Annotated in this window: 19 protein-coding genes; 2 read left to right on the top strand and 17 right to left on the bottom strand. The window is 49.3% G+C overall.

Annotated elements, in window-relative coordinates:
• Positions 1-42: 42 nt before the first annotated feature.
• From G6R29_RS06250 to gatC, 12 genes are all read right to left on the bottom strand, one after another.
• Entirely contained in the window at positions 43-990 is a 948-nt protein-coding gene (locus tag G6R29_RS06250) for a CdaR family protein (RefSeq protein ID WP_213809486.1), read from the bottom strand.
• Positions 990-1,814: a diadenylate cyclase CdaA gene (cdaA, locus tag G6R29_RS06245; RefSeq protein WP_213809485.1), complete on the bottom strand. Its 825-nt coding sequence runs from the start codon at positions 1,812-1,814 to the stop codon at positions 990-992. Before cdaA ends, G6R29_RS06250 begins: the two co-directional genes overlap by 1 nt.
• Positions 1,815-1,817: 3 nt before the next feature.
• Positions 1,818-3,914, bottom strand: coding sequence for a cation:proton antiporter (locus G6R29_RS06240; protein ID WP_213809484.1), 2,097 nt, complete (start codon positions 3,912-3,914; stop codon positions 1,818-1,820).
• A 4-nt stretch (positions 3,915-3,918) separates the two neighbouring features.
• Positions 3,919-4,797, bottom strand: coding sequence for a UDP-N-acetylmuramate dehydrogenase (gene murB, locus G6R29_RS06235; RefSeq protein WP_213809483.1), 879 nt, complete (start codon positions 4,795-4,797; stop codon positions 3,919-3,921).
• A gap of 336 nt (positions 4,798-5,133) precedes the next feature.
• On the bottom strand, positions 5,134-5,622 hold the full coding sequence (locus G6R29_RS06230; RefSeq protein WP_213809514.1) for a YehS family protein: 489 nt from the start codon (positions 5,620-5,622) through the stop codon (positions 5,134-5,136).
• A gap of 92 nt (positions 5,623-5,714) precedes the next feature.
• Complete coding sequence (mutL, locus tag G6R29_RS06555) at positions 5,715-8,024, bottom strand: DNA mismatch repair endonuclease MutL (protein ID WP_238476963.1); 2,310 nt, start codon at positions 8,022-8,024, stop codon at positions 5,715-5,717.
• Positions 8,017-10,809, bottom strand: a complete 2,793-nt coding sequence (gene mutS / locus G6R29_RS06215) for a DNA mismatch repair protein MutS (RefSeq protein WP_213809482.1) — start codon at positions 10,807-10,809, stop codon at positions 8,017-8,019. The genes mutL and mutS overlap by 8 nt, the downstream gene beginning before the upstream one ends.
• 145 nt (positions 10,810-10,954) lie before the next feature.
• Positions 10,955-12,346 (bottom strand): 23S rRNA (uracil(1939)-C(5))-methyltransferase RlmD, encoded by a 1,392-nt coding sequence (gene rlmD / locus G6R29_RS06210; RefSeq protein WP_213809481.1) that lies wholly within the window; start codon positions 12,344-12,346, stop codon positions 10,955-10,957.
• 125 nt (positions 12,347-12,471) lie between these two features.
• Positions 12,472-13,521, bottom strand: a complete 1,050-nt coding sequence (locus G6R29_RS06205; RefSeq protein WP_213809480.1) for a diacylglycerol kinase family lipid kinase — start codon at positions 13,519-13,521, stop codon at positions 12,472-12,474.
• A gap of 184 nt (positions 13,522-13,705) precedes the next feature.
• Complete coding sequence (gatB, locus tag G6R29_RS06200; protein WP_213809479.1) at positions 13,706-15,163, bottom strand: Asp-tRNA(Asn)/Glu-tRNA(Gln) amidotransferase subunit GatB; 1,458 nt, start codon at positions 15,161-15,163, stop codon at positions 13,706-13,708.
• A 12-nt stretch (positions 15,164-15,175) separates the two neighbouring features.
• On the bottom strand, positions 15,176-16,642 hold the full coding sequence (gene gatA / locus G6R29_RS06195; RefSeq protein ID WP_213809478.1) for an Asp-tRNA(Asn)/Glu-tRNA(Gln) amidotransferase subunit GatA: 1,467 nt from the start codon (positions 16,640-16,642) through the stop codon (positions 15,176-15,178).
• Positions 16,642-16,950: an Asp-tRNA(Asn)/Glu-tRNA(Gln) amidotransferase subunit GatC gene (gene gatC / locus G6R29_RS06190; protein WP_213809477.1), complete on the bottom strand. Its 309-nt coding sequence runs from the start codon at positions 16,948-16,950 to the stop codon at positions 16,642-16,644. The genes gatA and gatC overlap by 1 nt, the downstream gene beginning before the upstream one ends.
• A gap of 223 nt (positions 16,951-17,173) precedes the next feature.
• Between gatC and rpsO the strand changes: the two genes are divergently transcribed.
• Positions 17,174-17,443 (top strand): 30S ribosomal protein S15, encoded by a 270-nt coding sequence (gene rpsO / locus G6R29_RS06185; RefSeq protein WP_213809476.1) that lies wholly within the window; start codon positions 17,174-17,176, stop codon positions 17,441-17,443.
• 49 nt (positions 17,444-17,492) lie between these two features.
• Positions 17,493-17,744 carry a 30S ribosomal protein S20 gene (gene rpsT / locus G6R29_RS06180; protein WP_213809475.1) on the top strand — a complete coding sequence of 84 codons (252 nt, stop codon included), beginning with the start codon at positions 17,493-17,495 and terminating at the stop codon, positions 17,742-17,744.
• A 103-nt stretch (positions 17,745-17,847) separates the two neighbouring features.
• Here the strand turns inward: rpsT and G6R29_RS06175 are convergent, their stop codons facing one another.
• From G6R29_RS06175 to G6R29_RS06155, 5 genes are all read right to left on the bottom strand, one after another.
• Positions 17,848-18,501 (bottom strand): hypothetical protein, encoded by a 654-nt coding sequence (locus tag G6R29_RS06175; protein ID WP_213809474.1) that lies wholly within the window; start codon positions 18,499-18,501, stop codon positions 17,848-17,850.
• Positions 18,502-18,685: 184 nt separating this feature from the next.
• Positions 18,686-19,105, bottom strand: a complete 420-nt coding sequence (locus tag G6R29_RS06170) for a GtrA family protein (protein ID WP_213809473.1) — start codon at positions 19,103-19,105, stop codon at positions 18,686-18,688.
• A 104-nt stretch (positions 19,106-19,209) separates the two neighbouring features.
• Positions 19,210-20,748 carry a glycoside hydrolase family 68 protein gene (locus G6R29_RS06165; protein WP_213809472.1) on the bottom strand — a complete coding sequence of 513 codons (1,539 nt, stop codon included), beginning with the start codon at positions 20,746-20,748 and terminating at the stop codon, positions 19,210-19,212.
• A 2-nt stretch (positions 20,749-20,750) separates the two neighbouring features.
• On the bottom strand, positions 20,751-22,013 hold the full coding sequence (locus tag G6R29_RS06160) for a hypothetical protein (RefSeq protein ID WP_213809471.1): 1,263 nt from the start codon (positions 22,011-22,013) through the stop codon (positions 20,751-20,753).
• A gap of 40 nt (positions 22,014-22,053) precedes the next feature.
• Positions 22,054-22,282 (bottom strand): integrase core domain-containing protein (locus G6R29_RS06155; protein WP_213809470.1); only part of this gene is annotated, 229 nt, incomplete at its 5' end.

The raw sequence follows: 22,282 nt of genomic DNA, 5'->3' as shown, positions 1-22,282 counted from the left end.
CACATTTGGTTCATGTCATCAAATGAAAGTGTTCAAAGCCACTTAGGACTTTGGACTAATGGTTACCTTCACCGTTTGATCAGATAAACGGTCGACTCCGTTAGGCTTATCAAGGGTAACAGTCTTTGTTGTTTGGTCCTTAATACCGCTCAAATCAAGCGGAACGACCAAAGAGTCGATGTTATCCAGTGTATCATTTGACCCTTCGATTGTCACGGAAGATGGATCAAAGGACACGTTGTAGTTATCCAAAGAACCGGATGATGCTTGCGCCTTCAAGTTCACCTTCTTGCTGTTGGTGGAAGAAGCAACCGTCAACTTCACCTGAGCCTTTGACTGTGACAACGTGACTTGAACGGGTTCGCCGTTCTTGTCATAAGCGGTCAACTTAGCTGACTGGTTCACGCTACTCTTCGTGTTCTTGTCCAAGGTAACGTCGGCACCAATGTAGTCAACGGCATCAACGTTTGCCTTCGGACCAGTAACCGCCACGCTCTTTGGATCAACAGATGTGTCCGTCACGTGGTAACCACTAGCCAACTTGTCTGAGTCGTATTGGACCTTAACGTCCTTTTTAGCCGAATTCTTTTCAGCCAGCGTGACCGAAACGGTTTGCGGACTAGCCGTCGCCGTCAAGGACTTATTAATGCCAAGGACCTCAACGTTTACGGAGTGCTGCCCGGCACCGAGACCGCGCATGTCGGCCGTTGCGACCAACGTGTTCCCATTCTTTGCGGCCGTGACCAAGGCTGATGAACCTTCGAGTGAAACGGAGACAGAGCTTGGTGCTGAAACGACCACGTAGTCGTCTTCATTACACTGCAACTTCAATGGGACGGTGATGCTTTCCTTCTTTTGAGGAACAAGCGAGTATGAGTTGCTTTGATTACCGTTAAAGTTCTTGAGGGACAAGACGTAAGCGGCGAGCAAGATCGCTAACAACAGTGAAAAGACAATGTTAATCGTTTTTGATGAAGCAAACTTTTTCATTATTGCTTACCTCCCTTCCAGAAGAACTGCAACCAATTGTTTTTCTTCCCCTTTGTATCCTCTGTAAGCCATTGCTTTTCAAAGAAGTTCAAGTAAGATTCTTGGTCCATGTTTCGAAGTAAGTCACCACGCTGCGTGATGGAAATCTCACCCGTTTCTTCAGAAACAACCACCGTCACGGCGTCCGTTGCTTCTGAGATACCAACGGCGGCACGGTGACGCGTACCCAATTCCTTTGGAATTCGCGTTGATTCAGAAAGTGGCAAGTAAGAAGCGGCCGTTGCGATTTGATCGTCGCTGATAATCACAGCACCGTCGTGCAATGGCGTGTTTGGAATGAAAATGTTAATCAACAATTGACCGGTGATGGTGGCGTTCAAAGGAATACCCGTTTTGATGTATTCTTCCAACGTGTCCTTACCATTGATGGTAATCAAGGCACCGATACGACGCTTTGACATGTACTGCAAAGCCATGTCCAAGGCCTTAATCAAGTCACGGACCTGCTCGTTATCGAGGTGGCGCTTTCGAACCGTCATACGGCGTCCCAGGCTTTCCAGTCCACGACGAATTTCTTGTTGGAAGATAACCACCAAGGCGATTGGCGCCCAGGTAATCACTTGGTCCATCAACCAGGACAAGACAACCAACCCGAGTGACCAGGCGATTACCTTGACCAAGACGATGGCCCCAACACCAAACATAATTTGGAGGGCACGTGTCCCTTCCACAAACGTAATGACCTTATAGAGTAAGAACCAAATAATCAAGATATCAATGATGTGTACCAAGTTATTTGAGGTCATGTATGCCCAAATTCCCATTTTTTACTCCTCGTTGCGGCCAACCAAAGCCCGGGTCTCCGCATAATTAATGTACTGTCTTAAGTTAATGCTTGTCTGTCTTGTGATGCGCTTTTGGTCGTAGAGCTGTTGGACCATGTCACGCTCGGCAGATAAGGCTTTTAGTTCGAGCTCCAGGCGAAGCCGGTCGTCTTTTTCCTGCTGGTCGAAGGAAGCAACATGCTTGTGTTCTTCAATCTTGTAGCGGTAAACAACGATCAAGTTATAGGCGGTCTGGCGCAAAATACGGTGTGTGACCGTATCCCCGACCTGGGATTCAACATAGTCGGATAAGGCCTTAATGGCGGCTTTGGCCATTTCAATGTGGGCAAAGTCGGCCTCTTCATATACCTTATCAGAGTCTTGGTCAGATAGCCAAATACGGTAGTTGGCGCGAATTCGACGCCAAGTCCAACGAAGGTGGCTAAGACCGGCCAAGTTCAGGTCGGACCCGAGGTCGGCTTCGAACTGGTCGAGGCGCTTGGCCTGCAGGCTGTAGGTCAAAGGCGCGATTTTTTCGTCCACCAGCAATTTCTGGAGGGCGTCTCGTTGGGCCTTCAAGGCTACTTCTTGCAGTTCCAATTCCTTTTCGGCCGCAAAATCCGACTGGTCCAAATCGTCGTGCAACGCGTGACGCAGGACACGGGCCGTCTTTTGACGACGTGAAATCAATTCGAAGATCACGCGACGGTTTTCTTCTTGCTGCAAGTCACGCAACTGTTGGATACCGACACGAGTGATCCAAAGCCGGGCTCTCTTTTCAGAGATGTCCGCTTTGGGGCGCTCGACTTTGTCCTCTTGAGCAACCGCTGATTCCGGCTGGGTAAAGTCATGGGTAGACGCTTCCTTTGTCACCAGTGGCAACATGATGGAAGCAACGACCAAAGACAAGACCACAACGATGGCGGCGATAAAAATCACCAGGTCACGGCCAACAAAGGGCAAGCCTTTGTCAGTCACCGTTGGAATCGTCAAGACGGCGGCCATCGTGACGGCCCCGCGAACACCAGTCAAACCAGAAACAATGGCTGAACGGAAGCTTGGAATCGTGAAGCGATGGTGCACGTGCTGCCCCAACTGAATGGCGTAGGCCCAGAGCACTCGGAGTGCAAAGACGATGAACCAAACGGCAACTCCGTATAAGAAGGCCTGCCAGTTGGCGATGGCCGTATTCTTCAGGATGTTGTTCAAAGCGTTTGGCAAGGTGATGCCGAGCAAGACGAAGATGAGGCCGTTTAAGACGTAGACGACCACTTCCCAGGAGTGCACGGAAACGATGGTTGCTTCGGCCGACAGCAGGTTGGAACGATTGTCCGAGATAAGCTTGGCGGTAATACCACCCGTCACAACGGCAATCAAACCTGAGGCTTCAAGTGGTCCTTCGGCGATCCAGAAGATGATGAAGGGCATGAGCAGCGTGAAGATCGTGTAGAATACGACGTCGGCCAAGCCGAACTGGGAAATCCAGTTACGAATGACAATCATGCTGGCTCCGAGAACGATCCCGGCAATAATCCCGACAACCGTCATCCAGGCGAAGTTCAAAAGCGCATCGCCTAACACGAAGGTGCCGGCAACTGTCGCTTTGACTGCGGTGTTAAAGGAAACCAAACCGGTCGCATCGTTAACCAGGCTCTCCCCCGCCACAACGTGCAGCAGATTTTCTGGTAGTTTCACTCGCTTGGCAATCGCTTGAACGGCCACGGGGTCGGTCGGTGAGAGCACGGCAGCCAAGGCCAGTGAGACTGGCAGTGACAGCTGTGGAATCATCCAGTGGATGGCAAAACCACCCACGATGGTTGTCACCAGCACGAGCAAAATGGCGTTCAAGAGAATTGGAGCGCGCAGCTCCCAGAGTTCTCGCTTTGGAAAGCGCCAGGAGTCGTTAAACAAAATGGGCGCAACGAACAGCATCATGAACCAGTGGGAATCCACTTCGATGAAGATGTGACCCCCGAGGGCTAAGATGAAGCCGATGGCGATTTGAAATAGTGAAATGGGGATGGCCGGGACAAAGTGGGAGATGATGCTGGACAGCGCCACCCCCGTCACTAAGACGACCATTAACTCGATTAAAGTCATGGTTTTAGCGGTCTCCTATAATCCGTACTTCCGGTTCTAGTTGTACTTGGTAGTTCTTAAACACTTCCTTTTGAACAAGGTGAATCAGGTCCTCGTAGTCGTTTCCAGTGCCGTGGTCGACATTCACCATGAAGCCGGCGTGCTTGGTGGAAACCATCACACCGCCGACAGACGTACCTTGAAGGCCGGAGTCCATGATGAGCTTCCCGGCGAAGTGCCCTTCGGGACGCTTGAAAACGGACCCGTTAGACGGCCAGGAAAGCGGTTGCTTCAGGGCGCGGGCGTAGTTGTTTTCGTCCATCTTGGCTTGAATCTTAGACTTGTCCTTTCTTTCAAGGGCGAAGGTGGCTTCGACGATTACGCCGCCGTTTTCTTGAAAGACGCTGTGTCGGTAGCCAAAGTCAATCTCGGACCTGTCAAATTTCTTCAAGGTCTTGTCCGGCATCAAAGCCGTCACCGAGTCGACGACCATGTCCGCCTGGCCCCCGTAGGCACCGGCGTTCATGAAGACGGCACCACCGACGGAGCCTGGAATCCCCGCAGCCCATTCGAGCCCGGACAAGCCCTTATCTTGAGCGATTGCTGCCAGCCAAATGATGTCACATCCGGCTTGCGCCGTCAACTCGGTTCCAACAGCAGAGACCGCCTTCAACTCAGTCATCAGGATGACAAGGCCGCGGAGCCCGCCAGACCGGACGACGAGATTAGAGAGGCGACCAAAAACGTGGACGGGAAGGTCTTTTGCCTTGGCCCAGTCCAAAAGTGATTGGAGCTCATCTAAAGACTTCGGGATCGCCAAAAAATCGGCCCGGCCACCGGCTTGGGTGTAGGCGTAGGGCGCAATATCGGTGTTTTCAAGTAGGGCGAGGTCGGTCTTTTGCATGAGAGTCTCCAGAAGTGTTCTATCTCTTCTATCATAACAAATTTTCTACTTTATATATGAAAAAAGACGGCCATTTAGGCCGTCTTAAAGAAAAAATAGCTTGATTGCACGGGCATTCGCCCGGTTTTTATGAGTAATGGGCGCCGCTTTGAAGGCGAGAACCGTACCGGTCCGCCCCTTCAAATCCAGGACGCCTTTTATCTCTGAAGTCAAAACGGCAAGCAAAACGGGTCGGATCCGCCCCCTGACTTTGCTAGGAGCCAGCTCCTCGTCAACTTATACAAGTAACAAAGTTTTGTCCACTTTTACATGGAGCAGCTCCTCACCCGCCGCCTCTTAACCGCGGTACTTCTTACCCATCCCCGCCAACATCTTGCGGACGTAGCGGTCACCGGCCTCGCGGTAGTTGCGGTGGTCGGGTCGACGGAGGATGGCGGAGAGCTCACCGTTTGAGATGGAATCCCCTGCCAACTTCATCAACTCTTGGATGTCGTCGGACGTGTAGGACATGGCAATCTTGATCTTCTTGATTGTCACGTTGTTGACCAACTTGGGATTTTTGATATCAAAAGTTGGTGGAACGATGTTGCCGTCCTTGTCCTTGCGGTGGCCACGCTTGTCGATAACCAAGCCGTTCAAGAAGGCCTCGAGCTCGTGGCTCGACAATGAGGCATCGAATTTCTCTTCCTTGTCCTGACGGGTCAAAATGCGGTCCATGTCGCTGTCTGTGACCGTCACGCCACCGAGTTGAAAGATGGCTTCGATCTGTTGGTTCGTCAAACTCAATGCATAGCGCAATCGAATAATGACGTCGTTGTTGTTCATCATATACAAATACCTTCTTAGTGTCTGATAAATCTGGGCGCTCACGAGACCTCACGAGCGTTCAAAGCAAGCGCACAAATGCCCGCCATCCCCTAGAACGGGTGGTTATCGTAGTTCTGCCATGACTCGTGGGAGTCCTGGATTCGCTTGAACATCCGCTCCATTTCGGTCAGCGTGAAGGCCGTCAAAACGGGACGGCCGTGCGGACAGTTGTAGGGGTTCTCGGCCTTGGCCAAATCGGACAAGAGCGTTCGCGCCTCGTCGGCTGAGATGTGCCAGTTGGCCTTGATGGCCCGCTTACAGGACATCATGATGGCGGCCTTCTCACGAAAGGCGGCGACGGTCAAATCCCCGGAGGCAAGCACCCAGTCGATCATTTCCTTCACGGTCGATTCGACTTGGTCGGGCTTGATCCACGTTGGGTGCTCGTACAAAGCGAGCGTGTTTGGACCGAATTCCTCAACGGAGAGCCCAACGGCCTCCAAAGTGTCCTTCTTGTCCAAAATCTTCAACACGTCGGCCGTCGAATAGGTCAAGGTCAGCGGTTGCAAGAGCACCTGCTGGTTGTCCGAAACCTCGCCGACCTGCTTGCGGTAGAACTCGTAGTTCAAACGCTCCTGGGCCGCGTGCTGGTCGATCAGATACAGCTTGTCCTTGTCCTGCGCAAACAGGAAGGTCCCGTGCATCTGTCCGATGTAATCGAGGTTCGGGAAGCCCTGCGCCTCTTGATTATCGACGTCCAAATCCAGGTTGACCGGCTTTTGCTTCTTTTCAGGCTTTGGGCTCTGGCTAAAGTCAAACCCGTGCGGGTCACCTTTTTCTTCCGCCCCACCAACAGCAGGGTTGCCCCCCGCCACGTTAGTGTCAGTTCCAGTTCGAGTCTGGGTCGACGCAGCCTTCCAAGTGTCAGCACCAGCAGCAGAGCCTGCAGCACCTTCCGGCACCACGTCCACGGAGCCGTCGTCCTCTTTCACTTCATACTCTGGTACAGGCTGGGCAATCTGGCCCACCGCACCGTCGTTAGTATTGGAGGACTTTGACCCTTTCGCCTCTTCAAAGATTTCCACGAAGCCTTCCTTGGCGTAGCGGTTGGCAAAGGCCAGCACCGCTTGGTCGTCCAAGAAGACCTTGTCGGAAATTTGAATGATGTGGTTTTGGTCAATTTCAATTGGAGGCAAAGCCGCCAACTTCACCGCACGAACGGCGGGTGGCATCTCCTGGCCGAGGCGTGGAATGCCCGTGTAATCGCGCCCCGCATCAACGCCAGCAGCGCTTCTTGAAGCCGCGCCAGAACCCGTCCCAGCATTAGCAGCACTCGAGCGATCAGCCTGGTCCGCTTCTGACTTTTCCATCCCCGGATGCTTCAGCTCCTCAGCCGTCTGGCCAAGGTTCTCCAAAGCGTCTGGGATCAAGTTCTCGGCGGACAAACGGTCGCGAACGACCTCCGTCAGCAAGTCCGTCAGCTCACCCTGTTCGGACAGGCGGATTTCCGCCTTCTGCGGGTGAACGTTCACGTCGACTAACAGTGGGTCGAGCTCGATGGAGACCGCACCGATTGGGAAGCGGCCGACCATCAGCTTGGAGCCGTAGCCCTTGATGATGGCGTTGGAAACGGAGAAGTTCTTAACGAAACGGTGGTTGACCAACACCGCCAAATAGGAACGCGAAGCACGCGTCTGCTCGGGCAAAGTTAAGTAGCCGGACACCTTGAAGTGTTCGGAGGCTCCGGAAAAACCAACCATCTTTTCGGCCGTCTTGCGGTCGTAGATGGCGGCCAAAACCTGGCGGAGATCGCCGGAACCGGTGGTCTTCACAAGGGTCTTGCCGTTGTGGGTCACCGTCAGCGCCTTCTCGGGGTGAGCCAACGCTAAGTGGTTGACGACGTCGACGATCAAGGAAAGTTCAGTCTGTGGCTTTTTAAGATACTTTAAGCGCGCAGGTGTATTAAAAAAAAGGTTGCGAACGGAAACGATAGTTCCTAAACGACCGGCTGCGGGCGTTTGTTGAACAACTTGTCCACCTTTGACTTGATAAGTGAAGCCGTCGTCTGCCTCACGAGTCTTCGTTTGCAGCGTGACGTCGGCCACAGAAGCAATCGAAGGCAGCGCTTCACCACGGAATCCTAACGTCAAGACGTTAAACAGATCGTGGCGGTTTTGTATTTTAGAGGTGGCGTGGCGAACGAAGGCCAAAGGGACTTGTTCGCTTGGGATACCATCCCCGTTGTCGATGACTTTGATGAGGTCGAGGCCGGCGTTGTCGACGACGACCTGAACTTGGTCGGCGTTGGCGTCGATGGCGTTTTCGACGAGTTCTTTGACGACAGAAGCGGGCCGCTCGATGACTTCACCGGCAGCAATCTGGTTGGCGAGAAGGTCGGATAGCTCGTGAATTTCAGCCATGGTGGGCCTCCATGTCTTGAAGCTTGTAGAGAAGGTTCAACGCGTCCAAAGGCGTGAGCTTGTTCAAGTTGGCTTTTTTAAGCTCTTGCAAAACGGCCTGTTCGGCCTTTGACGTCTTGCTTGCAGCCGAAACATCCTCTGATTTCTTATCCGCGATTTCAAACAGCGGCAATTCTTGGGACAGCTTGTCGGCAGCCATTGGATCAGCCGCAGGTGTCGCCACTGTTGCAGCCGTCACTGTGGCTTCCGCCTTTTCCGCCGCGTTCTTTGCAGCAGCATTAGCAGACCCATCAGCATCCCCCACCTTATTCTTATCCACTTCCACCTGTCCGGCACCCTGTGCTTCCAGGGCGGACAAGATGGCTTCGGCGTTTTGCAAAAGTGGCTTAGGCAGGCCAGCCAGAGCGGCGACCTGAATACCGTAAGAACGGTCGGCGGCACCCTGCTGAATCTGGTGAAGGAAGTGCAATTTACCGTCGTCGGAGAGCTTGGCCCCGACGTGCACGTTTTCAATGGCTGGGTATGAATCAGCCAGCGCGGTCAATTCGTGGTAGTGGGTCGCAAAGACCGTCGTGGCGTGCAAGTTGTCGGCCAGGAATTCGATGATGGCTTGGGCCAAAGCCATACCATCATAGGTGGCCGTTCCACGTCCCAGTTCGTCAAAGAGAATCAGGGACTGGGAAGTGGCTTCCTGCAAGGCCAGGTTGGCTTCGGCCATTTCGACCATGAAGGTGGATTGACCGGCAACGAGATCATCATTGGCACCAATACGGGTAAAGATTTGGTCAAAGATGGGCAGAGTGGCGGCATCGGCCGGAACGAAGGATCCCATCTGGGCCATCAAAACGATGATGGCGATTTGACGCATGTAAGTTGATTTACCGGCCATGTTGGGTCCGGTAACGAGTTGAATGTACTTATCCTGTGGGAAAGTGACGTCGTTTGCGACGTATTCCCCTGCCCCGAGTAGTGATTCCACAACGGGGTGGCGGCCCTGCGTAATATCAACACTGCGAGAACCGTCCTCGTGGAAGTCCGGCTTCACGAAATGCTTTTCTTCGGCGACTTCGGCCAAGGCGGCCAAGACGTCGATGCGAGCGAGGTCGTGGGCCAGGTTCTGCAAACGGTGCATTTCTTCTTTGACCTTGGTGCGAATTTCTAAGAAGAGGTCGTATTCGCGGTCAAAGCGCTTGGTTTGGGCGGCGAAGATGAGATCTTCGTGTTCCTTTAACTCGGGTGTGGTGAAGCGTTCGGCGTTGGTCAGCGTCTGCTTGCGGGTGTAGCGCCCTTCTTCCAGCTTGCTCAAGTTGGCCTTCGTCACCTCGATGAAGTAACCGAAGTTCTTGTTGTACTTCACCTTAAGCGTTGGAATGCCAGTGGCCTCGCGTTCCTGTTCCTGGTAGGAAGCAAGCCACCCCTGGTTCTCGGCCAAGGCCTTCTTGTAGGAGTCCACGAGTTCGTCGTAGCCGGGCTTAATCAAGTCCCCGTCGCGAACGGAAACGGGTGGATCATCAACCAGGGCGGCTTCGACGAGGTCGGCCAAGTCCCCTACTGGATCCAAGTTGGCGCCAAGGGCGTTCAAGACACCGGCAGAACCGTCCTCCGAAACCGAAGCCGTTCCCGTCAGCGCGTTCTGCAAAGCCGGCACGGCATGCAGAGACTTCTTCAACTGCACCATATCCTTGGCGTTCAAGGTACCAAGGGCGGCCTTTGCGGCCAGGCGCTCCAAATCGTAGACGTACTTCAATTGGTCTTGGACGGTGCCACGGGTGAAGAAGTCCGCGTTGAAGGCGGCCAAAACTTCTTGGCGGGCCTTGATGTCGGGGAGCTTCTTCAGGGGCTTGATGAGCCATTGCTTGAGCAAACGGCCACCCATGGCGGTCTTGGTCTCATCCAAGAGCGCGAACAAAGAACCCGCCTTCTGCTTGGTACGGGCGTTTTGAACCAAGTCCAGGTTGACTCGAGTGACTTGGTTGAAGACCAAATAAGCCTGACGTTCGTAGGATTGAACGGGCATGATGTGGTCCAAAGAACGCTTTTGCGTGTCAAACAAATACTGAAGCAAAAGTCCAGTAACCGCCTGGCCGAGGCTATCCTTCAAATCCTTCGTTAAATAAGTAATCGTTGATGATGGCTCAACGGCACCCTGGAAGGACACAACGAGGCCCTTTTCACCGACGGCGCGGGCGACATCGTCGGCCTTTAAGCCGTCTTCTTTGGCGAGGACGACTTCTTTAACTTCCAAAGCGCCGAGTTCGTCGATGGCTTCGTCGAGAGACTCCAGGCGGGTGGCCTTCAATTCACCGGTGGAAAGATCGATGTAGGCAAGGGCGTAAGGACGAGCGGTTTCGCCGACGTGGCGGGTAGCGATGCCATCATTGTCGTGGACGACGGCGGCGAGGAAGTTGTTGGTCTTGCCGTCGCCGTTTTGGCTGGCGAGTTTGGTACCGGGTGTGATGAGTTGAACGACGTCGCGCTTGACCATGCCTTTGGCGGTGGCGGGGTCTTCCATCTGTTCGACGATGGCGACTTTGTGGCCGGCGTCGACTAGGATGTCGATGTAGTTGGAGGCGGCGTGGTAGGGAATGCCGGCCATGGGAACGGGATTCACGGAGTTCTTGTTGCGTGAGGTTAAAGTGAGCTCGAGAATCTTGGCGCCGACGATGGCGTCGTCTTCGAAGAGTTCGTAAAAATCGCCGAGGCGGTAGAACAAGAAGGCGTCGGGGTAGAGGTCCTTGATTTTGTGGTATTGGACCATCATGGGGGTGTCAGCGGGTTTGGCCATGGAAATCGTCCTCCTGAATGAGATGTGTTGCTTTATGTACAAAAGTCGGCCCGCCCGACTGGGCGGCCCATCCGATAACGCCATGGCGCAGGGGCATCACAACCCCTGCGCCCGAGAAATCGGCGACTTTCTTGAAAATGATGAATTACTTCTTTAAGACCAACTTCACCACGGCTTCGACGTGCATCGTCTGTGGGAACTGGTCGACGGGCTGGATACGTCCGTCAATTTCATAGCCGTGTTCGAGCAAATCGGAAACGTCACGGGCCAGAGTGGCTGGATTACATGAGACATAGACCAGGCGCTCTGGCTTCATGGTACCGACGGCTTCGATGAAGTCTTGGGTTAGACCCTTGCGGGGTGGATCAACGAAGATGACGTCGGCCGTCTTGCCTTGACTCGCCCACTCACGCATTTGCTCAGGGGCGTCAGCGGCGATGAAGTCGGCGTTCCAGATGCCGTTTTCACGGGCGTTTTGCTTGGCGTCTTCGATGGCTGGTTCGACCACTTCGACACCAATCACCTTCTTCACGTCGTCTGCGACAGTCAAGGCAATCGTACCGATACCACAGTAGGCATCGATGACGGTGTCGGTCTTCTTCAAGTCCGCCATGTCCTTAGCCAGTGCGTACAACTTAGCGGTCGTGACCGGGTTGACCTGGTAGAAGGAATTAGGGCCGATGATGTAAGACTTGCCTAACAAGATGTCCTTAATTTCTTCTTGTCCCCACAAGAGGTGGTTTTCGGACCCCATAATGACGTTCGAGTGGGCCTTGTTGACATTTTGGACAAGGGAAACGAGCTTTGGCAAACGGTCCTTAATCTTTTCGACCAAGGCTTCCTTTTTCGGAAGCTTGTCGCCGTTTGTGACCAAGACGACCATGAGTTCGCCGGTCGCTTTTCCGTAGCGAGCCATGACGTGACGGATGGTTCCCTTGCGGGTTTCTTCGTCGTAGGCGGTGATCCCCTCTTCCTGCAATACATCACGCGTCACGCGGATGGCTTCGTCGACGTTTTCGTCTTGGATGTAGAAGGAATCCGTTGGGATGAGCTTGTGGGAGCCACGGCGGTAGAAGCCAGTTTCTAAACGGCCGTTGACCATTTGGGCGGGAATTTGGGCCTTGTTGCGGTAGTGCGTGGGGTCTTCCATGCCAATCGTAGGCGCAACCGAAGCTTGAATCTGCGCTTTCTTGAAGAGTTCGCGGACTTGGCGTTGCTTCCAGGCGAGTTGGGCCGTGTAGGAAAGGTTCGCCATTGGAGCAATACCAGTCGTCAAGGCCAGCTTGTCTTCTAGCTCGACACGGTCGGGTGAAGGCTTGATGAGCTTTTTGATGGTGGCAAAACCGTAGTTCTTCAAGACTTTGGTGATAATCATGTCGACGCGTTCGCCGGGGAGGCCGTTGGCGACAAAGACGGGAAAGCCGTCGAGTTTGGCGACACCCATGCCTTGGTAGGTGAGGTCGATGATGTCGGCGGTGACGAGGTCGTTTTTGACGACGGGCGCCTTCTTTTTGATTGTGCGATTGGCTTTGGCCATGCGAGAAATCCTTTTTCTGTGTCTTGTTTTCTTGGGAAAACGGCGCTCACTGCCCTATCGGTCAGCGGGCGCCTTAGCGCCTCGAAGGCGGCAGCTAACGCTGGCCTGCGAGGCTTGTGCCATGCTTACTTGGAAACGTCTTCTGGATCAGAAGGCATCTCCATCTCCTCTGCTCCGGTCTTCTCCAAGTGTTCAACTTGTTCAACGAAGCGTTCTTGAATCTTTTCGGTGACGGCGTCGTTGCTCATGTCTTCGAGGTTGGCAACAAATTCGATGTGTTGCTTCAAGTTGTCGAAGACCATTGGGGCATCCCCACCATATTCCCCATCCAAGTTAACCTTGATTGGGTCGTCATCCAAAGGCTCGATCTCAACGCGGGAGGTCTTCTTGTAGATGAGCTTGGGGTTTTTGATGTGGTTTCCACCCTGCAGGACTTGGGAGACCAACTGGGCGATTTGCCACATGTTGGCCTTCTTAACAATCAGCAAGGTGAACTTCCCGTCGTCCAACTTGGCGTCTGGGACGAGGCTTTCAAAACCGGCAACGGAGTTGGTTAAGGCGAGGAAGATCATGGAGATGTCCCCGTCGTATTCGCCGTCATCGAAGGTGACCTTGGCCTTCACGGGCTTCAAGCGCGTGAGCAGTTCGGCCCCCTTAACCAAGTAAGCGAGGTAGCCGTACAAGGACTTCATGGCAGAAGGAACGGCGTAGGTCAGCTCGGATAAGGTACCGAGGGCGGCGATGTTCATGTAGTAGTGAGGCGCGGCCCCTTCGTCGTTTGTGGCTTGAATCTTACCGATGTCCATCTTGATGGTTTGCTTCTTCAAGATGACCTTGGCGGCCTCAAGAGGATCATCGCGAGAGACCTTCAGGGCGCGTGCGTAATCGTTGGTGGTACCGGCGGGGATGATGGCCATCATGGGGCGCTTTTCAAGGGGTGCGATACCGTTGACGACTTCGTTGATGGTTCCATCACCACCGGCGGCAACAATCAAATCAAAACCGGCTTTGGCAGCACGTTCCGCTTCGTGTTGGGCGGAGAGAGGTTCGGGGGTCGTGGCGAAGGTAGAGGTTTCGTAACCGGCTTCTTCGTAGACGTTAAGAATGGAAAGCATATCGCGCTTAACCATTTCGCGACCAGAACTTGGGTTGTAAATAATACGTGCACGTTTCATAAAACTAACTGAGGGGATATGGCCCCTTCTTCCTCCATTTTTATGTACGAAGGGGCTGGAAAAACGCCCGTTCCGGGCTTCCAACGCCTTCCTTCTAGCCTCCTGCATAAAAGGCTATTTTAAGCACAAAGAGCGAACCCAAAAATCGGTCCGCTTTTGTTCGCGCCATCAGCTAAAAAGCTCATTAACGCTTGTTCAATTCTTCTAACAAAATCTTGTTTAAGATACCAGGGTTGGCCTGTCCCTTGGACTTCTTCATCAACTGTCCGATCAAGAAGCCAGTGGCACGGTCTTTTCCACCCTTGAAGTCTTCAATTGACTGAGGGTTAGCATCCAAGATTTCAGTAACCCATGGCGTCAAAACGGCTGGGTCAGAAATCTGAACCAAACCTTGTGCCTTGGCGTAGGCTTCAGGTTCTTCCCCTTCCATGATGGCGGTGAAGACCTTCTTGGCCTGCTTGGTAGAAATCGTACCGTCTTCAATAATCTTAACCATGTTGGCCAAGTTTTCAGGCGTCAACTTCGTTTCCGCAAGTTCCACTTGGTTCTTGTTCAAGTAGGCGTTCACGTCACCAATCATGATGTTGGCCACACGCTTAGCCGCTGACTTGTCCGTTGAATCAGGCAAGGCGGCAATCGTGGCGTCGAAGAAGTTTGACATGGCCAACGTCTGCGTCAAGACACCGGCATCGTATGGTTCCAAGCCAAGGTCTTCCACGTATGACTTTTGACGGTCAGTTGCGGACTTAGGCAATTCCGCGCGAACACGTTCGATCCAGGCGTCATCAATGTGGATTGGTGACAGGTCTGGTTCTGGGAAGTAGCGGTAATCGTCTGCTTGTTCCTTCGTACGCATCAAGATGGTTGACTTCGTTGGTTCGTCGTAACGACGCGTTTCCTGGCGGAGCTTGCCACCAGAACGGATGACCTTTGCTTGACGCTTTTCTTCGAATTCAAGCGCAGATTGCACGTAGTGGAATGAGTTGACGTTCTTCATTTCGGCACGGGTTCCAAACTTATCAGAACCGTGTGGCTTCAATGAAACGTTCACGTCGGCACGCATCTGCCCTTCCTGCATCTTGGCTTCTGAAACACCGGTAAAGAGGATCACGCGGCGCAATTGTTCCAAGTAAGCGTAAGCTTCTTCGGGAGAAGCGATGTCAGGCTTTGATACGATTTCGACAAGTGGTGTTCCCTGACGGTTCAAATCGACGTATGAGTAGCCGTCTGTTCCGTGGGTGTTCTTACCAGCGTCTTCTTCGACGTGCAATTCTTCGATTCCGATGCGCTTAACGTTGCCGTCAGGCATCGTGACGTCCAAGTAACCGTTTGTACCAAGTGGCGTGTGCAACTGGGTCGTCTGGTATGACTTAGGGTTGTCGGGGTAAACGTAGTTCTTACGGTCCCAACGGATGTCGCGGGTGATGTCACAGTGCAGGGCCATGGCCACGCGCATCCCGTAATCGATGGCACCCTTGTTTACAACGGGCAATACACCAGGGTAAGCCCAGTCGATGACGTTAGTGTTTTCGTTTGGCGCATCTCCGTAGTGAACGGGAGATGGTGACAAAAGCTTTGAGTTTGTTTGCATTTCCACGTGAACTTCGAGTCCAATTGTGGTGTCAAAATTTTCAATTCCCATCATTGGCCTCCTTTAGTAGTTCGACCCGATTGCGGGGGTGTTTTCGTGAAAGTCATTGCCTTGTTCAAAGGCGTAAGCCAACTGGTAAATGCTTTGTTCGTCGAACGGACGACCAATGATTTGCAAACCGATTGGCAAACCAGCGTTGAAGCCGGCGTTAACAGACATGGCAGGCAAACCAGCCAAGTTGACTGGAATGGTCAAGGCGTCACCCAAGTACATCGTCTTAGGGTCACCCAATTCTTCACCCATGCCGTAAGGTTGCGTTGGTGTTGTAGGACCAACGATCAAATCGTAGTCTTCAAAGACCTTGTTGAAGTCTTGGATGATCAACGTACGGATTTGAGCGGCCTTCTTGAAGAAGGCGTCGTAGGCACCGGCTGAAAGGGAGTAAGTTCCCAACATGATTCGGCGCTTAACTTCGTTTCCGAATCCTTCGGAACGCGTCTTCTTGTAAACTTCTTCCAGTTCCTTGGCGTCCTTGGCACGGTGTCCGTAACGGATACCGTCGTAACGCTGCAAGTTCGATGAACCTTCTGATGACATCAAGATGTAGTAGGCAGCAACACCAAAGTGGGTGTGTGGCAGTGACACTTCGGTCACTTCGGCCCCCATCGTCTTCATCTGTTCGATGGCTGCACGAACTTGCAAAGCCACTTCGTTAGACAAACCTTCTTGGAAGTATTCCTTTGGAACGGCAATCTTCATGCCCTTGATGGATTCACCGAGCTTTTCGGTGAAGTCAGGAACAGCACGTTCAGATGAGGTTGAATCGTTTTGGTCGAAACCAGAGATGGCGTTCAAAACCAAGGCGTTGTCGCGAACCGTACGCGTCAAAGGACCGATTTGATCCAATGATGAGGCCATGGCAAAGAGTCCGAAACGAGAAACACGACCATAGGTTGGCTTCATACCAGCGATACCGTTAAAAGCGGCTGGCTGACGGATGGATCCACCGGTATCAGAACCGAGGGCGTAAGCTACTTGACCAGCAGCAACCGCTGCCGCAGAACCACCGGATGAGCCGCCGGGCACCTTGTCTTGGTCCCAGGCGTTCTTCGTTTGCTTATAAGCAGACGTTTCGGAGGAACCACCCATGGCGAATTCGTCCATGTTGGCCTTACCGATGATGACAGCGCCGTCGTCCTTCAACTTCTTGGTAACCGTTGCGTCGTAGACAGGCTTGAAGTCCGCCAAAATCTTAGAAGCAGCAGTCGTTTCCAATCCCTTGGTGGCGATGTTGTCCTTCATGGCCATTGGAATACCGGCCAAAACGTTTGAGAAGTCACCCTTCTCGTCGGCAGCGGCAGCTTCGGCCAAGGCCGTTTCTTCGTGTAAGCGCACAAAGGCTTGAATCTTGTCGTCGGTCTTCTTGATGTTATCAAGGGTGTCCTTCGTCAATTGAACGGCGGTCAAATCCCCGTTCTTCAACGCCTTGTTAATGTCTTCAAGTGAGTGTTCGAAGTAGTTGTACGTCATTAGGCTTCGTCCTCCCCGTGCAAAATAGCAGGAACCTTGATGAGGTCAGCGGCTTCGTCTGGGGCCTCTGCCAACAATTCCTTCTTTTGGTGCCAGTTGTCGGCCTTGTCTTCACGTAAGTGGTTGACGTTTTCGGTGACTGAAAACGTCGGTTCAACACCATCCGTGTCGACTTGCGCCATTTCATCACAAAGCGTCACAATCTCCTGGAGTTGGCTGGTAAAGTGGTCCAGTTCCGCATCCGTAAAGCTCAGCTTGGCAAGATCGGCAACGTGGGCGATCTCTTCTTTTGAAATTGATGCTGCCATGTTTTCACCTGCATGGCTCGCCTAAGGCGATACCATGGCTATCCTTTCAATATAAATTACTGTTCTATTCTACCATTAAACGGCTCTTTCTGCCCCTTGATTTTATCCTAAAAGTCCGTATAATTAAGACTGTTGTCAAAACAACTGTCCAGATTCTTAGATTAACGTCTCACCGTCGTTTTTCTCAGAACTTTGGAGACATTTAGGAAAGGTGGAAATGATTATGGCCCTTACACAAGAACGTAAGAACGAAATCATGAAAGAATATGCTCGCCACGAAGGCGATACTGGTTCAGTGGAAGTTCAAGTTGCAGTTTTGACTGCAGACATTGCAGAATTGAACGAACACATGGGAGCGCACAAGCATGATTTCCATTCACAACGTGGTCTTTTGAAGAAGATCGGTCGTCGTCGTAACTTGCTCCGTTACCTCCGTGGTAAGGACGTTACGCGTTACCGTGAATTGATCAAGCGCTTAGGTTTGCGCCGTTAAGCAAAATTTGCTTTTCAAAAACCAGCATCAAATTTAAGGAGACAGACATATGCCGATTATTGAATCATCTATTCAACGTGTACGCTTGACTAAGAAGCAACACGATCGCAACGAACCACAACGTTCAGCTTACCGTACTGCTGTAAAGCGTTTCGTTAAGGCTGCTAAGAACGGTTCAGCAGATACTGCAGAATTGTACAAGCAAGTTTCTTCAGCAATCGATCGCGCCCACTCAAAGGGCTTGATCAAGAAGAACAAGGCTTCACGTCAAAAGTCACGTTTGGCTAAGTACGTAAAGTAATATTCTTTAAAGAAGCTCACTTCGGTGAGCTTCTTTTTTTATCCCTTCTTTAATCCAAAGGTAAAAAAAGACCACTACTCTCGTAGTGGTCTTTTTGTTTGATTTAATTAACGAGTTTAAAGCTCATCTTTTGAACAGCAGCACGTCCACCATTGTCATTGGCATAAGCCAGGACATCCGCAATCGTTGCCCGATATGCCGAATCATCATTTTGGCTAAATGACAGTGGCCGAGATTGCGACTGGTTATCAGAAGATGTCATCACGTAACGGTAATAGGCTTTCACAGAAGTCCCTGCGTTCGCCTTAACGGTAAAGACAGGTGTGTCGGCCTGCTGACGCGTCATCGTGATACCAGAAGTCGCAGAGCGCTTTAACTGTTGCCAGTTCGCATCACCCTTCCCTAAGCCGTAAAAGGCAATCAGGCGGTAGGCCATTTCGTCACTGGAGCGAAAATCATCCATCGTGATGGTGTTGCTCTGTGCATTCCCAGCGTACTTTGAGTCGTTGCTCCCCTGCGTCTGTCCGGCGTCAGATCGTTCAGGAGAACTGCTGGCGTCATCTTGAACAATCGCCCCTTCAGAGCGTGCCTTCTTCGTCCAAGATGTGTCAGCTGTCTTTGGCAAAGTCGAAGCCTGCCTTGCCCGTTCGCGTTGTGCCGCTGAAGTCCTCAAGTCCTTCATCATAATGCTCATGGCTGCAACCGCTAAAATCGCGATTCCCATCACCATTGCAAGTACTTTATGTTGCTTAATCACACTGTTCTATCTCCACTCTAAATGTGATTTCCATTCAAGATTTTCTCGAATATAATCCATTTCATATATTATAATCATTACATCAAGATTGCAACGATATTTTGCAAATTAAGCGAATAAATTCAAAAATGTAAATTAGAACATATAAAAAGACCATCAGCAAAACGCTGACGGCCTTTTTTTACTATTCTTCAATCTTCTTAAAGATGATCATCTTTGACAAAACATAGTTTGAAATAATCACGAAAATGTTTTGAATACCGTTCCAGATCAAATCGTTTTGACCAAGAATACGAACACCGAAGGCTAAGATGAGCCATCCGATGATTCCTGTCACGACACGAGCAAGATAGAACTGCCAAACTTCACGAAGTAAACCAGCGAAGTCAGTCACCTGAGACTTAAATACCCAGATACGGTTCGTGATGTATGCAAACAGCACAGCCAAGAACCATGAGACAATGTATGAAACCGTATATTCCCAATGCCAAACGGCTGAGAACAAAGAATAGCTAACAACGGAAACAACAAAAGTTGCTCCCCCAAAGAAGAGATACAAAATGCTCTCTTCATACTTTTTATATAAATTAATCAATTTCTGCATGATGTTCTCCAATTAAAATTAGTACATTAGGAAGAATACAGGATTTAATGATTTAAAACAATAAAACACTCAGTTTCAACCGAGTGTTATACCATAAATAAATATTAATTGTTTAATACCTGTGGCTCGGCATCATAATATTTCCCATTATCGACCAAAGCTCCTTGATCTAGCACACGATCTGTAATGATATGAGTTTCTCTACCCTTTAATTGCATTAAGAAACTTGGAGCAAATGTATGGGAATCTTCAAATGACGTTACAACCATTTTATCATTCTTCTGATCTTTATTAGGTATTACTAAATGAGCATAAGTAAAGTCAGGACCACCGGTATTCGAAATCATAACCATACCGTTACCATTTAGTTTCTTGTAATCTCCGTTAATTCCATTTTCCGAAACATACCCCATCATGAAAACTTTATTTTCATAATTCTTATCTGTCGAAGCAAACTTAGCTCCCCAAGAAGTTGCAAACAAATACCACTTCCCCTGGAATTGGAAGAGGTTAACACGTTCAATTTCATCATCAACCATATTTGCAACAACCATTGGTTTCATGACCTTTTTTACAGAGAAATCCTTATTCAACTGAATTTTACCAATGGCAGCATTAGCATAGTAAGCTTTTCCATAAGATATACTGTCCTTATTCATAGCAAACTTATTCTTCATATAGCGATATGTATTCCAATCACCGTAGTTCGAATAATTCGTAAAGTTACGCTCACCCTGAATATTGTACTTTGAACCGGTATTCCCTTCAAAAATCAAATAATATTGATCCCCATCCTGCACGAAGTGAGGATCACGCATTGTCAATTCTTCGCTAGCTTTAGCTGCATGACCAGGATTTTGGGAAGGAATTTGGTAATACTCGCCATCACCAGTAAATACTGTTTTATGGTCCTTTGCCTTGTCGTGATTAATTACAAGACCCGAATTCCAGTCAGAACCATTTTGTGGATCTAAAGTAATTTCAGCAGTGGTTAATGCCTGACCAGCATCGTCAAGCATTGCATTTGCGTAGAATAAACGTATTGATGAATCTTTGCTATTCATCATCACTGTTGATCCGGACCACTCTCCATACTTTTTACTCAAATACTTGTCAGGCTTACCATTGGGTGCACCTTCATAAGGTGTATTAAATGCATCACCAAGATACTTCCAAGTTGAGATATCGTTCGAATTATCTGAAATCTTTTGAGCATAAATTCCAATTTTGGCTTCCCCATCATTTCGTGCATTTTTTGAGGTTAAGCCCAATACCAAACGATATCCATGGAAATCAGCAACTGTACCGTCTGGATTTTGAACAGGCCACGAATCCCAAACAGCTACAGGTACCATTTTACCTGTTTTACTATCATAAGTTTTAGAGGATGGTACATTAGCCAATAAAGATTCCTGATGAAATTTTGGCATGCGTTTATCATCACTTCTTGCAGTTTCCATAAATGAATCCATATCGGCCCAATTGATATGAGTCACTCCATCACCCAAGAAATGGTAATGCTTTTGAATTCGGTATCCACCGTAAAGCCCAGTTACAAGAACAATTACGAATGGAATGGCAAACTTAGGTTTTTTTAATAAGGAAATTGATTTTTTAAATGTTTTTTTTATGGATTTCTTCATAGTTAACGTACTTCTCTCTTTTTAAAATTAACTTTTTTCATAACATAGAAACCAATTAACACAGAAATGCTTATCACAGTAATCAAGAAAGGAACTATTTCCCAATAAGGTATTTTTTGAATAACCTTAATTTTATCTTTTTGGCTTACATGTTTGTTAATAGCAATTTGGCCATCAATAATTCTGTAATTAATTTTTTCGCCATTAAGTGTAACTAATATATTTGTTGAATTGTAACCTAACACAGGGAGTTTCAATGTCCCGAAATTAATATCTTCATTCGGGCTAAATTCAACAAAATTAGAATTGGTTTTAAGATTTTTAATCTGAACTTCTTGTTTATCATCAACAGTTATTAAGTTCTTCCCGATTGACTGTGCCTTCTTATCAAAGAGTAAGAACTGTGATTTAGGATTATCAAAAATCTCTTGCGGCGCATAATCAGCATAGTTCATCAAACTCCAAAATTCAGATAATTTAGTATCATTTCCACTAAAAGCTCCTAATTGATTCAAATGATAGCCATCGTCGTTTCTATTATAACTAGTTTTTATACTTTCTTCCGAGGCAACATTCAATTGGCCATTTTCATTGACTGTAGGAAAAACTAATTTATTGAAATTGGTACTTAGTGTCATTACACTAAAGCACACGGCCATAATTAGGAACTTCTCCTTGTTCGATTTTATGGGGTTCTCAGCAATACTGAATATTGAAAAGACAACTCCCATGAAAATTCCCCAATTAAACAATCTATACGGGAATTGTATTACATGGAGAGGTGTTGCTTGTAAGAAATAGGGCCAACAAATAGCACCTGATCCGATAATCAATATTACAAATGATATCCACTGACCGATCGTTATCTTTTTTGTAAGATAAAAGGACATACAAATTAAAAATACTGAAAAGAAATATATCGGTTTCAGCAATGAATCAAAATCACCAACTAAATTAACAAAACTATTACCCGGCTGCGATGGCGTACCAATATGATTAGAAGTCATCACAGTCAATATAGGAACAATGACTGGAAGACTTGTTATTACGCAACCACCCAGAATTTTTAAAGCATTTTCAATAATCTTATTTCGATCATCACTGAAGAATAGCGATGTTATGAAATAAATAAAAGTGAAAGCAATGAGAAATAACGTACTAAGGATATGAGTATATAAAGCTAACGTTATACCCGATACAACATATAAGTAGGAATTTTTCTTATTTATTTTGATTAAGCCAAAAGCTACTAAAGGAAATGACAATTTTGCTAGTGCTCGTATGTCAATAAGTTAGACACTTTTTTTACATCACTAGGTTCGATTCATAGGTATGAATCCCTTCATGATTATATCGATGGATATAGCGTGATATTCGCGTAACCAGCTCAAATTTACTCTTAAACTGGTTCGGATAAATAAGTTCTCTTTTTAAAATTGAATGAAAGGCTTCAATTCTCGCATTATCATAGGGGTGACCCTTCTTGGAATATGAATGACGGATATGATTGGTCGCCAATAGATTTTCAAATACA

Source organism: Fructobacillus broussonetiae, assembly GCF_018437275.1.
In the GTDB taxonomy this organism is placed as follows: Bacteria; Bacillota; Bacilli; order Lactobacillales; family Lactobacillaceae; genus Fructobacillus; species Fructobacillus broussonetiae.
Note: the sequence above shows the minus strand (reverse complement) of the source record. Positions and strands in the feature narration are given on the sequence as shown.